The organism is Gordonia sp. (in: high G+C Gram-positive bacteria) (genome assembly GCF_047602025.1).
Lineage (GTDB): Bacteria > Actinomycetota > Actinomycetes > Mycobacteriales > Mycobacteriaceae > Gordonia.
The window spans coordinates 1,691,613-1,703,983 of sequence record NZ_JASGII010000001.1 but is presented as its reverse complement, the minus strand read 5'-3'; the positions used below and the strand labels follow the sequence as shown (position 1 = coordinate 1,703,983).

The window sequence follows — 12,371 nt, the reverse complement described above, 5'->3', positions numbered from 1 at the left end:
CGCGGAACATCGCAGTATGCCGATGTCACCGCAAACCGCTGGACGAGATGAATCAGATCGGTCCTCGGTAGTGGCCGCCGGAGTCGCGGACGCAGGTCCCACCATTCCGGCTGCTTCGATCGAAGGCCGTCTGTCCGCACACCCGATGTGTGCCCCGCCCAGTATTCGCGGCGATCAGACGCAATTGCCTTGACTCCCGACACCGACGAGGTGCGCGTACGCGTGCGCCGGAGCGGTGTCGTCACGCATATCAACCGGCGCACATTCGGCGCGCCCACCGAAGGGACACCATGTCTGACAACCACGACGTCTACGAAGACGACGTCACCGAAGCCACCGCCATCATCGACAACGGCGACTTCGGCACCCGCACCATCCGCTTCGAGACCGGCCGCCTCGCGCTGCAGGCCTCGGGCTCGGTCGTCGCCTACCTCGACGACGACACCATGATCCTGTCGACCACCTCGGCCTCCAAGGCGCCGAAGGACCAGTTCGACTTCTTCCCGCTGACCGTCGACGTCGAAGAGCGCATGTACGCCGCGGGTCGCATCCCCGGATCGTTCTTCCGCCGCGAGGGCCGCCCGTCGACCGATGCGATCCTCACCTGTCGCCTGATCGACCGCCCGCTGCGCCCGACCTTCGTCGACGGCCTGCGCAACGAGATCCAGGTCATCGAGACGATCCTGTCGCTCGACCCGAACGAGTACTACGACGTCGTCGCGATCAACGCTGCCTCCGCGTCGACCCAGATCGCCGGCCTGCCGTTCTCCGGCCCCGTCGGCGGCGTGCGCGTCGCGCTCATCCCGACCGAGGCGAACAAGGCCGGCCAGTGGGTCGCCTTCCCGACCGTCGAGCAGCTGAAGGGCGCCGTGTTCAACATGGTCGTCGCCGGCCGCATCACCGAGGGCTCGGGTGACAACGCCGACGTCGCGATCATGATGGTCGAGGCCGAGGCCACCGACAACGTGCTCGAGCTCATCGAGGGCGGCGCGCAGGCGCCGACCGAGGAGATCGTCGCCGAGGGCCTGGAGGCCGCCAAGCCGTTCATCGCCCGCCTGTGCGAGGCGCAGAAGAGCCTGGCCGAGGCGGCTGCCAAGCCGACCGGCGAGTTCCCGCTGTTCCCGCCCTACGAGGACGACGTCTTCGAGGCCGTCGAGTCCGCCGCATCGACCAAGCTCGCCAAGATCCTCACGATCGCCGGCAAGCAGGAGCGCGACGAGAAGACCGACGAGCTCAAGGCGGAGCTGCTCGAGCAGCTGGGTCCGAAGTTCGAGGGTCGCGAGAAGGAGATCGGCGCGGCCTACCGCTCGCTGACCAAGAAGCTGGTCCGCCAGCGCATCCTCACCGACCACTTCCGCATCGACGGCCGTGGCATCACCGACATCCGGTCGCTCTCGGCCGAGGTCTCGGTCATCCCGCGCGCCCACGGCAGTGCGCTGTTCGAGCGCGGCGAGACCCAGATCATGGGTGTCACCACGCTGGACATGATGAAGATGGCCCAGCAGATCGACTCGCTCGGCCCGGAGACGTCCAAGCGCTACATGCACCACTACAACTTCCCGCCGTACTCGACCGGTGAGACCGGCCGCGTGGGCTCGCCCAAGCGCCGCGAGATCGGTCACGGCGCGCTCGCCGAGCGTGCGCTCGTGCCGGTGCTGCCGAGCGTCGAGGAGTTCCCGTACTCGATCCGCCAGGTGTCCGAGGCCCTCGGCTCGAACGGTTCGACCTCGATGGGCTCGGTGTGTGCCTCGACGCTGTCGATGCTGAACGCCGGTGTGCCGCTCAAGGCCCCCGTCGCCGGCATCGCCATGGGCCTCGTGTCCGACGAGGTGACCGTCGACGGCAAGTCCGAGACCCGCTACGTCGCCCTCACCGACATCCTCGGTGCCGAGGACGCGTTCGGCGACATGGACTTCAAGGTCGCCGGCACCAAGGACTTCGTGACGGCGCTGCAGCTCGACACCAAGCTCGACGGCATCCCGTCGAAGGTCCTGGCCGGTGCGCTGAGCCAGGCGCGCGACGCCCGTCTCACCATCCTGGACGTCATGGCCGAGGCCATCGACGAGCCGGACGAGATGAGCCCGTTCGCCCCGCGCATCACCACCGTCAAGATCCCGATGGACAAGATCGGCGAGCTGATCGGCCCCAAGGGCAAGACGATCAACGGCATCACCGAGGAGACCGGCGCCAACATCTCCATCGAGGACGACGGCACCGTGTTCGTCGGCGCGACCGACGGCCCGTCGGCGCAGGCCGCGATCGACAAGATCAACGCCATCGCCAACCCGCAGCTGCCCAAGGTGGGCGAGCGCTTCCTGGGCACGGTCGTCAAGACCACCGCCTTCGGCGCCTTCGTCTCGCTGCTCCCGGGTCGCGACGGCCTGGTGCACATCTCCAAGCTGGGCCAGGGCAAGCGCATCGACAAGGTCGAGGACGTGGTCAACGTCGGCTCGAAGCTGCGCGTGGAGATCGCCGACATCGACGAGCGCGGCAAGATCAGCCTCGTCCCCGTCGCCGACGACGCGCCGGAGCCCGCCGACGCCTGATCGGCGGCCCTGGCAAGCGGCATTGACAACCAGTGCGGTGGTTTGCGACCAGATACCGGTCGCAAACCACCGCACTGTTGTCGTTCAGGGGTGGCGGAAGGCCTGGTCGGCGAAACTTCGGAACAGTGCGGCGCAGTCGGCGATGAACCGACCGCGTCCGACCCCGCAGTCGGCGAGCGCGGGACCGTGGTCGCTCGCGACGACGGCCGCGACGGCAAGGGCGAAGACGTACCACCCCGCGCCGATCGCGCGCCGGAGCACGCGCGGTGTCCGGGAGAACCCGGTGCGCAGCCGCCAGCCTTGAAACGCCACGTGGCGGAACTCGTCGTCGAGGATGCGCCGCGACATCTCGGTCAGCAGTCGGTCCCGTCCGCCGTCGGCGAGTGCGCGGTAGTAGCGCAGCGCGATGACTTCGGCGACGGCCAGCACCATCACCTCGGTGCGCAGCCCCAGCAGCCGTCGGACGTGGACGAAGACGGCATCGCTCCAGTGGGCGGCGATGGTGCGGTGGCCGCCGGCCGCCAACAGCTCGGCGATCATCCGCGCGTGGTTCTGCTCCTCGGCGACGAAGAGCCGGATCGCGGCGGCGTATTCGGCGTCACCGCTCGCGTCGGCGGCACCGATCAGCGTCGCCCCGTCTCCGCTCTCGCCGACCTGGAAGCGCTGCAGGCTGGCGGCGATCGCCGGCGTCAACCGCGCGCCGACGAACCAGTCGGGGTCGGCGGTGCGCGCCCGTACGTCGGCCGCCGTCTGGAAGTCGTCGAGCCAGTAGGCGGAGCCGTGCGCGGCGGTCGTCGTGGCGGGGGAGGTGGTCACCCGGCCGATTCTGGCAGCCGCGGCGGGCCGGGTAGTCCGATCGGGTGACGGAGCCGTCAGGCTCGGGATGCGAGCACCGCGTGCGTCACCGACGACAAACCGTCATTCACGTCGTGGCGCGCGGTGGTGATGTCGGTGATGCCGAAGGAGCCGAGCCGTTCGGTGTGCTTGGCGATATACCGGTCGGCGACGTCGCGGTCGGTGAACAGGTAAACCCCGCCGGCGGTGTTCGCGGCGGCGTCCTCGGTCCAGACTTTCCACACCAAGCCGTCTTCGGCGGCGATGTCGCGGGCCAGCCCGTCGTAGGCGGCCGCGGCCTCGGCTCCGAACGGGCCCGTCGACGGGAAATCGAAGATGACCAGGTGTGCCATGTGTGCTCCTCGGTGAACGGCGTTGTCGTCGACGTTAGGCCGAGTCGGCGGGGAGCCACATGGTCACACCCGGGCAGATTTCAACCGGCTATTGGTCGGTGCCGGTGAAGTAGGCCTTCGCCACCTCGACGACCTGCGGGGCGGGCACTCGCGGATCCGGATTGGCGGCGATCGGCCCGACCTTGACGGTCCACTTGGCCTTCGACTTGTCGATCACGGGTGCGTTGTCCATCTGCAGGACGGCCAGGTCGCCGGAGAGGCAGCCGTAGACCGGGGTCGAGTTGTCCGGTCCGCCGCCCCAGCCGCCACCGCGGCGCAGCTGACACTTGGTGCCGTCGCCCAGTTCCAGGCCCCACGGCTGGGCGTCGGCGGGCTTGGCGACCGGCTGGAGGGGGCCGCCGGCGTTGGCGCGCCGCAACTGCTTCTCCCACGGCGACTCGGCGCACAGCAGCGTGCCCGGGTCCTTTGCCGGCCAGCACACGTCGGCGTGCAGGGCGACCGGATCACACGAGCGCATCCCGTCGGTTCGCGACGACGGGCTCGCCTGACCGGCACTGCAGTCGACGTCGATGGGCGCGTCGGGGGAGACGGTCCAGCCGTCGCGGGGGGTGCCGTCCTTGGCGACGGCGACCACGGTGACCTCATCGGTCTTGTTGTTGCCGGAGCAACCCGCGATGGCCAGGGGGAGGATCAACAAGGGGAGTAGAGCCTTCGACGCGCGCACGGTGGCTGCCTTCCTGCTGGGAATGAGTCCGGTCAGGCTAACCGATCCGGCGGCGCGACTACGGGAGCAACGCCCGGAACAGGGAGTTCTCCTCGACGGCGCGGAAGCCGAGCGCGTCGTTGATGGCCACCATCGGCCCGTTCGACGTGGCGTTGTTGGTCGTCAGCACGGCCGGCCGGACCAACCGGGCCTGCAGGGCCCGCAGGTTCGCGACCTTCACCGCGGTGCCCAGTCGTCGCCCACGATGCGCCGGCAGCACCAGCGTTCCGCGTTGGCGCGCCAGCGTCCCCTCGCCCGGCAGCGCGGCCTCGGAGTACGCGACGACTCGCCCGGAGCCGCGCTCGACGGCGACGCTGATCACCCGGGGGTATCCCCGGCGTTCGGCGGCAGCGCACTGCTCGCGGTATTCCTCCGGGGTCACCACGACCGGCTCGAACGCCACGTCGCCGGTCGGCGCCTCGGTGTCCAACAGGCTGATCAGCGCGCAGAGCGACTCGTGCAATTCCTCGGGGGCCGAGCCGAAGTGGCTGGTCACCTCGTAGTCGCCGGCCCAGCGCGGGCGCGCGTCGGCCGCGAGCCGGTCGAGGAGGCCGTCGTCCACCGGCAGGTCCAGGTGCCGGACCAGTGAGGTGCTGGCGAGGACGAAGCCGTGCTTCTCGACAAAGCGGCGATAGGGATGGTCGGTGGCACCCGCGGGAACGACCGGCTCGGCGATGAGCAGGGACCGACCGAGTGCGCGGGAGCGTGTACGGAGGTGTTCTTGGAGTCGCGTGCCGACACCGCGGTTTCGGTGCGCGGGGTCGACCTTCACGTCGACGAAGGCAACGTCGAGGTTGTCGCGAATCGGCGCCTCGAGGGTGGCGACGCCGACGACGGTGTTGTCTTCGACGGCGAGCCACAGTTCGACGCGCATGTCCGGCGGCGGGTGTCGCCACTGGTCGAGCGCCGCGTCGAAGGACGGCGGCGAGTTCCAGGGCCGGGCGTGATCGCCGCAGGCGACGAGGACGGCGTAGGCGCCCCGACACGATGGCGCGTCGTCGACGTTCAGGGTGGTGATTCGCATCGCGACAGAGCGTAGGCCGCCCGCGACCGCCGGGCCACCCGATTTCGGACCGGTGCTCAGCCGGCGGCGGTGCGATCGCGTCCGTCGGGGGTGACGACGGTCGGGGACAGCGTGAACCCGTTGGCCCCCAGGTGACAGGTGACGGTGTCGACGGCGGCAACCGCGCACCTGCCGCCGCCGATCGCGATGACGTCGCCGACCTCGGTGCGCGGATAGGACGCCGTGTCGTCGAGGAACGGGCTCTGGCTCGCACACAGCCCGGTCGTGACCCAGTCCGGCCCCAGCGACGCCGCACCGCCGAACCGGCCCATCCCCATCGAGCAGCCCGCGATCGAGGGTTTGGGCAGGCTCGATAGATTTCGGTAGCAGCCGATGCGCGGTTGCTCGGGGACCCCGCCCCAGAGGGCGCCGCCGAGGTGGCCCGAGCAGATGGTCTCGTTGTCGGGGGTGACGAACCCGACCAGGGTCTTCGTCGGCGTCGGCGGTCGCGGATCCGCGCACCCGCCGATGAGCGCCGCGGCGGGGATCGACACGGCGAGGGCGGCGACAGTCCACCGGTGCGGGTTCCTCATGGCCGAAGTGTATTTGTCGCGGGCGCGCCAGTAGGGTTGCGCTGCGGGGGATTCCCCCGTTTGGGCGAATCAATCGAGGAGACGCGGGGTCATGGCGGACAGCATCAAGGTCGGGGTGCTCGGCAGCAACGGCAAGGTCGGGCAGGCGATCGTCGCCGGCGTGCGGGAAGCGCCGGACACCGAGTTCACCGTCGGCGTCGACAAGGACGACGCGCTGTCCGCCTTCACCGACTCGGGCACCCAGGTCGTCGTCGACTTCACCCACCCCGACGTCGTCATGGACAACCTGAAGTTCCTCATTGAGAACGGCATCCACGCCGTCGTCGGCACCACCGGATTCACCGCCGAGCGCCTCGACCAGGTCGAGCGGTGGACCAAGGCCAACCCCGGCGTCGGCGTCCTAATCGCCCCGAACTTCGCGATCGGCGCGATTCTGTCGATGCACTTCGCCGAGCAGGCGGCGCGCTTCTTCACCTCCGCCGAGGTCGTCGAGCTGCACCACCCGCAGAAGGCCGACGCGCCGTCGGGCACCGCGGGCCGCACGGCCGAGCTCATCGCTGCGGCCCGGGCGAAGGCAGGCCTGGCGCCGATGCCCGATGCGACGTCGACCGGGCTCGACGGCGCCCGCGGCGCCGTCGTCGGCGACGTCCACGTCCACTCGGTGCGCCTTGCCGGACTTGTCGCGCACCAGGAGGTGCTGTTCGGCACTCAGGGCGAGACGCTGACCATCCGGCACGACTCCATCGACCGCACCTCGTTCGTGCCCGGCGTGCTGCTCGGCTGCCGCGAGATCGGTGGGCACCCGGGGTTGACCGTCGGCCTCGACAAGTTCATGAACCTCGCCTAGGCGGCCACCATGAGTGCAGATCCCGTCAAACGGTCCTGGCCGACGCTCGCGATGATCGCGTTCATCGTCGTCGGCGCGCTCGTTTACATGTATGTGCTCGCGAAGGTGGGCGTCGGACTCGTCGCGACCGGCAAGCCCACCGCCATCGGCCTGGGCCTGGGTGTGCTCATCCTGCCCGCGCTGGGGCTGTGGATGCTCTACCGCACGCTCGCCGCCGGTGTCTGGCACCAGCGCCTCGCCGCCGCGGCGGTGGAGAAGGGGCGCGACCTCGACGTCTCCGAACTCCCGCGCCGGGCCTCCGGCCGCATCGAGCGCGACGCCGCCGACGGCCTGTTCGAGCAGGTCCGCCGCGAGTGGGAGGCCGATCCCGACGACTGGTGCAACACCTACCGCATCGCCCGCGCGTACGACTACGCCGGCGACCGCACCCGCGCCCGCCAGATGATGAAGACCGCCGTCGCCCAGTACCGCGCGACCCCCGAGGACTGAGCCGCGAATCATGGCCCGCCTGCTGATCGTGCACCACACGCCGTCCCCGCACTGCCAGGAGATGTTCGAGGCCGTCGTCGCCGGTGCCACCGCTCCCGACATCGAGGGCGTCGAGGTCATCCGGCGCCCGGCGCTGCACGTCTCACCCGCCGAGTTCCTCGACGCCGACGGCTATCTGCTCGGCACACCGGCCAACCTCGGCTACATCAGCGGTGCACTCAAGCACGCCTTCGACTCGGCGTACTACCAGATCCTCGACGCGACGCAGGGCCGTCCGTTCGGCGCCTACCTGCATGGGAACCAGGGCACCGAGGGGGCGGAGAAGGCGCTCTCCACGATCACCACCGGCCTCGGCTGGACCAAGGCCGCCGACTACGTCGTCGTGTCGGGCGCGCCGACGAAGGACGACCGGCAGGCCTGTTGGGAGTTGGGCGCCTCGGTGGCGGCGCAACTCATGGGGGACTGACCCGATGACGGGGGCCGGTCGCGCGGCGCCGCCCAAGTCCTCGGTGGCGCAAACCCGGCGGGCGGTGTGGAACACGCTGCGCGGGTCCAGCGGCAACCTCGTCGAGTGGTACGACGTCTACGTCTACACCGTCTTCGTCACCTACTTCGAGCAGCAGTTCTTCGACCCGGCCGACAAGAACTCGACCGTCTACGTCTACGCGATCTTCGCCGTGACCTTCGTGATGCGCCCGGTGGGATCGTGGTTCTTCGGCCGTCTTGCCGACCGTCGGGGCCGGCGCGCGGCGTTGACGGCGAGCGTGACGCTGATGGCGGGCTGCTCGTTCGTCATCGCCCTGGTGCCCGGCCGCGAGTCGATCGGCGTGGCCGCCGCGGTCATCCTCGTCCTGTGCCGCCTCGTCCAGGGGTTCGCCACCGGCGGGGAGTACGGCACCTCGGCCACATACATGTCCGAGGCGGCCACCCGCGAGCGCCGCGGCTTCTTCTCGTCGTTCCAGTACGTGACGCTGGTCGGCGGCCACGTGCTCGCCCAGCTGACGCTACTGATCCTCCAGTGGCTCCTGACGCCCGCACAGCTCCACGACTTCGGCTGGCGCATCGCGTTTGCCATCGGCGGAGTGGCGGCGATCGTCGTGTTCTGGCTGCGGCGGTCGATGGACGAATCACTCTCGGCCGAGCAACTGGCGGCGGTTCGGAACGGGCAGGACACGTCGTCGGGTTCGATGGCCGAGCTCTTCGGCAGCTTCTGGCGGCCGTTGGTGCTGTGCTTCCTGATCACCATGGGCGGCACGATCGCCTTCTACGTCTACAGCGTGAACGCCCCGGCGATGGTGAAGTCCGCATACGCGGGCCACGGCATGACGGCGACCTGGATCAACCTCGCCGGCCTGGTGTTCCTGATGATGATCCAACCGATCGGCGGTCTCATCAGCGACCGCGTCGGCCGCAAGCCGATGCTGGTCTTCTTCGGCGTCGGCGGGGTGTTCTACACCTATTTCCTCATCACCTTCCTGCCGACGATCGGCACCGCGCTGGGATCGCTCGCAATGGTCTGCGCCGGCTACGTGATCATTACCGGCTACACGTCCATCAACGCGCTGGTGAAGTCGGAGCTGTTCCCGTCGCACGTGCGCGCCCTGGGGGTCGGCTTCGGCTATGCGATGGCCAATTCGATCTTTGGTGGAACCGCGCCGATGCTCTACGAGGCGGCCAAGGAGGCGCACCGGGTGCCCTGGTTCATCGCCTACGTGACGGCGGTGATCGGAACGTCGTTGATCGTCTACGTCTGCTGCCTGCGGAACAAGGCGCCGACCTTCCTGGACCGTGAGCAGGGCGCAGCATTCGACGAATCAAAGGGGACGGAATGAGTGACGAGGTCAAGCTGCTCGCGGGGTGGGACACCGTCCTCGCGGACGGGCGATCGGCCCAGCTGGCCATCATCGGTGACCGCGACGGCGAGCGCATCGGGATGGTCGCGGCGCTGGGCGACGACGCCGCCGAGCTACTCGGCAACTTCTACGACGAGCAGTCCGCCCTGCGGGCGGGATCGTTGATCTCCCAGATAATCCGGATGCCCGAACACGCGCGGATCGGCGGCGACGGCGTCCTCACCGGCGCCGATACGGACCACCCCGGCGTTGAGTGGGCAGTGCCCGGCGAGGTCAGCGACGACCCCGATCCGCAGCAGCGCCTCAGTGCCGGCGGGTTGCGGCGACTGTGGGTGGTGCCCAGCACCGACGGCGAGGTCCTCGGCCTGCTCGCGCCGAACACCGAGCCGCGCGACCTCGGCGAGTTCGTCACCGCTGACGCCGCGGACACGTTCATCGCGTTGATCGACAGGCTCATCGAGGATCCGCGCTATCGCGTGCGGGCGCCGGAGTAATGCCGTCGCCGTCAGATGACTGACGCCGCGGGCCGGTCTGGTTAGAGTGATCGGCGTCCGCGGCGCATCGCGTCGGCCACGAGCGATGACCAGGAGCCACCGATGACCTTCCCTCCGCCGCAGAACCAGCCGCAGACCCCGTCCGGCTGGGGCCAGAACCCGCCGCCCGGCGGCGCTGTCCCGCCCGGCCCCGGCGCTCCGGGCGTCTACGCCGCCCCCGGTGCGCCAGGCGTCCCGGGGCCGCCGCCGGCGCCGAAGAACAACTCCACGAAGTGGATCGTCGGTGGACTGGCGACGTTCCTGGTGGTCTCGCTGGTGGCGATCGGCGGGATCTTCCTGCTGACCAACAAGAAGTCGGCCCCGGCCGGCGACACCGTCAAGGCCTACCTCCAGGCGCTGGCCGCCGGCGACGCGAACAAGGCGCTGTCCTTCGGCGCCGGCGAGCCCGGTTCCAAGGAGCTCCTCACCAACGAGGTGCTCAAGAAGCAGATCGCGAAGGCACCGATCACCGACATCCGGATCCTCGAGGACCAGACCACCAAGTCCAGCATCAGCTTCGGCAGCGTCCACGTCAGCGTCAAGTTCGGCAGCAAGACCTCCGACGAGACCCTCTACATGAAGAAGAAGGACGGCAAGTGGAAGCTGGACAACGCGGCCGTCAAACTCAAAGTCTCCTCCGTCGGCGGCCGCACCCAGGCCTACACCGTGATGGGCAAGCAGCTCACCGACAACGACACCACGCTGTACCTGTTCCCGGGGTGGGCCGGCATCGCTCCGCTCAACCCGAACTTCAGCGTGAACACCGACGTGATCTTCGGCCTCAAGGATCTGAGCTACGCCAACCTGTCGTCGAGCGATGTGAAGCCGAACGTCTCGCCGGCCGGAATCGCCGCCGCCGAGAAGGCCATCCGCGACCGCATCGCGGAGTGCGTGCAGTCCAAGGAAGCCGCCCCGGCCAACTGCCCAAACAAGTTGCGGGGCTCGAACGCCGCCTCGGTGAGCTGGAAGATGCCGGCACTCACGCCGACGACGTTCAAGGACTACACGTTCTACGAGTACAAGCTGTCGCTGACGTACTACAGCGTGGACCTCGTCTTCCCGTACACGGCCGGCCCCGAGGCCGGCGAGTCGAAGGCCTACTCGATTATCGAGGCGGACCTGACCAAGAGCCCGCCGGCGATCAGCTTCGACCGCTAGGGAGCGACTCGCCGCCGCCGTCTCCTCGGCGGCGGCGCGGGCGCGGATAGAGTGGACGGCATGAGCGCGCCGATCCCCACGCCGTACGAGGACCTGCTGCGCCACGTGCTGGAGAACGGGACGCCCAAGGCCGACCGCACCGGCACCGGCACCAAGTCGGTCTTCGGGCACCAGCTGCGCTACGACCTGAGCGAGGGCTTCCCGCTCATCACCACCAAGAAGGTGCACCTCAAGTCCATCGTCTACGAGTTGCTCTGGTTCTTGCGCGGCGATTCCAACGTCCGCTGGTTGCAGGAGCACGGCGTCACCATCTGGGATGAGTGGGCCGACGCGAACGGCGACCTCGGACCCGTCTACGGCGTGCAGTGGCGCGCGTGGCCGACGCCGTCGGGCGAGCACGTCGACCAGATCGCGGGCGCAATCGAGATGCTCAAATCGAACCCGGACTCGCGGCGCAACATCGTGTCCGCCTGGAACGTCGGGGAGATCCCGCAGATGGCGCTGCCGCCGTGCCACGCGTTCTTCCAGTTCTACGTCGCCGACGGGAAACTGTCGTGCCAGTTGTACCAGCGCAGCGCCGACCTGTTCCTGGGCGTCCCGTTCAACATCGCCTCCTACGCGCTGCTGACGCACATGATGGCCCAGCAGGCCGGGCTCGACGTCGGCGACTTCATCTGGACCGGCGGTGACTGCCACATCTACGACAACCACGTCGAGCAGGTGACCACGCAACTCGCGCGCGAGCCGTATCCCTATCCGACGCTGCGCCTGCGCCAGCGCGATTCGATCGACGCCTACGAGTACGAGGACGTCGAAATCCTCGACTACCGGTGCCACCCGGGTATCAAGGCGCCGGTGGCGGTGTGACCGACGACTTCGCCTGGGTCCCGCTGCCCACGCGCGTCACCCTGGTGTGGGCCCAGGCCCGCGACCGGGCGATCGGTCGCGCCGGCACCATCCCGTGGCGCGTTCCCGAGGACATGGCCCGCTTCAAAGAGCTGACGATCGGCTACCCCGTCATCATGGGCCGCAAGACGTGGGACTCGCTCCCGCCGAAGTTTCGGCCGCTGCCGGATCGGCGCAACATCGTCGTCACCCGCGATCCGGACTGGTCGGCCGACGGCGCCATCCCGGCACGGACCGTCGACGAGGCGCTCGTGCTCGCCGAGGGTGAACCCGTCGCGGTTATCGGCGGCGCCGAGATCTACCGCGCGACAATGCGCCGGGCCACCGAGCTGAAGACCACCGAGATCGACCTCGACGTGCCCGGCGCCGACGCTTTCGCCCCGGAGATCGGCGACGACTGGGAGCCGTACTTCACCGGCGACTGGCTCGAATCGAGTTCCGGCGCGCGCTACCGCTTCGTCAACTACCGTCCCAGGAACCATTAGCCGAGGAG

General features: G+C 69.1%; 14 protein-coding genes. 9 read left to right on the top strand and 5 right to left on the bottom strand.

Annotation, left to right across the window (positions count from 1 at the left end):
• Nucleotides 1-290: 290 nt before the first annotated feature.
• On the top strand, nt 291-2,546 hold the full coding sequence (locus QM728_RS08470; RefSeq protein WP_415031586.1) for a polyribonucleotide nucleotidyltransferase: 2,256 nt from the start codon (nt 291-293) through the stop codon (nt 2,544-2,546).
• An 84-nt stretch (nt 2,547-2,630) separates the two neighbouring features.
• Here QM728_RS08470 and QM728_RS08465 read toward each other — a convergent pair whose 3' ends face one another.
• From QM728_RS08465 to QM728_RS08445, 5 genes are all read right to left on the bottom strand, one after another.
• Nucleotides 2,631-3,362 (bottom strand): ferritin-like domain-containing protein, encoded by a 732-nt coding sequence (locus QM728_RS08465; RefSeq protein ID WP_415031585.1) that lies wholly within the window; start codon nt 3,360-3,362, stop codon nt 2,631-2,633.
• 56 nt (nt 3,363-3,418) lie between these two features.
• Nucleotides 3,419-3,733 carry a monooxygenase gene (locus tag QM728_RS08460; protein ID WP_415031584.1) on the bottom strand — a complete coding sequence of 105 codons (315 nt, stop codon included), beginning with the start codon at nt 3,731-3,733 and terminating at the stop codon, nt 3,419-3,421.
• A gap of 88 nt (nt 3,734-3,821) precedes the next feature.
• Nucleotides 3,822-4,430 carry a hypothetical protein gene (locus QM728_RS08455; protein WP_415031583.1) on the bottom strand — a complete coding sequence of 203 codons (609 nt, stop codon included), beginning with the start codon at nt 4,428-4,430 and terminating at the stop codon, nt 3,822-3,824.
• A gap of 85 nt (nt 4,431-4,515) precedes the next feature.
• Nucleotides 4,516-5,520, bottom strand: a complete 1,005-nt coding sequence (locus tag QM728_RS08450; protein ID WP_415031582.1) for a GNAT family N-acetyltransferase — start codon at nt 5,518-5,520, stop codon at nt 4,516-4,518.
• Between the two features lie 56 nt (nt 5,521-5,576).
• Complete coding sequence (locus QM728_RS08445) at nt 5,577-6,092, bottom strand: hypothetical protein (RefSeq protein ID WP_415031581.1); 516 nt, start codon at nt 6,090-6,092, stop codon at nt 5,577-5,579.
• A gap of 91 nt (nt 6,093-6,183) precedes the next feature.
• Here QM728_RS08445 and dapB point away from each other — a divergent pair, with 91 nt between their 5' ends.
• The 8 genes from dapB (at nt 6,184) to QM728_RS08405 (ending at nt 12,363) form a co-directional block, all read left to right on the top strand.
• The gene (gene dapB / locus QM728_RS08440; protein WP_415031580.1) at nt 6,184-6,939 is read left to right on the top strand and encodes a 4-hydroxy-tetrahydrodipicolinate reductase; all 756 of its coding nucleotides are present in this window, start codon (nt 6,184-6,186) and stop codon (nt 6,937-6,939) included.
• A gap of 9 nt (nt 6,940-6,948) precedes the next feature.
• Complete coding sequence (locus QM728_RS08435; RefSeq protein ID WP_415031579.1) at nt 6,949-7,428, top strand: hypothetical protein; 480 nt, start codon at nt 6,949-6,951, stop codon at nt 7,426-7,428.
• A 10-nt stretch (nt 7,429-7,438) separates the two neighbouring features.
• Entirely contained in the window at nt 7,439-7,894 is a 456-nt protein-coding gene (locus tag QM728_RS08430; RefSeq protein ID WP_415031578.1) for a flavodoxin family protein, read from the top strand.
• Nucleotides 7,895-7,898: 4 nt separating this feature from the next.
• Entirely contained in the window at nt 7,899-9,260 is a 1,362-nt protein-coding gene (locus QM728_RS08425) for an MFS transporter (RefSeq protein ID WP_415031577.1), read from the top strand.
• Complete coding sequence (locus QM728_RS08420) at nt 9,257-9,775, top strand: hypothetical protein (RefSeq protein WP_415031576.1); 519 nt, start codon at nt 9,257-9,259, stop codon at nt 9,773-9,775. The genes QM728_RS08425 and QM728_RS08420 overlap by 4 nt, the downstream gene beginning before the upstream one ends.
• 102 nt (nt 9,776-9,877) lie before the next feature.
• Nucleotides 9,878-10,972, top strand: coding sequence for a hypothetical protein (locus QM728_RS08415; protein ID WP_415031575.1), 1,095 nt, complete (start codon nt 9,878-9,880; stop codon nt 10,970-10,972).
• Nucleotides 10,973-11,032: 60 nt separating this feature from the next.
• The gene (locus QM728_RS08410; RefSeq protein ID WP_415031574.1) at nt 11,033-11,839 is read left to right on the top strand and encodes a thymidylate synthase; all 807 of its coding nucleotides are present in this window, start codon (nt 11,033-11,035) and stop codon (nt 11,837-11,839) included.
• Nucleotides 11,836-12,363: a dihydrofolate reductase gene (locus QM728_RS08405; RefSeq protein WP_415031573.1), complete on the top strand. Its 528-nt coding sequence runs from the start codon at nt 11,836-11,838 to the stop codon at nt 12,361-12,363. Before QM728_RS08410 ends, QM728_RS08405 begins: the two co-directional genes overlap by 4 nt.
• The last annotated feature ends 8 nt before the right edge of the window (nt 12,364-12,371 follow it).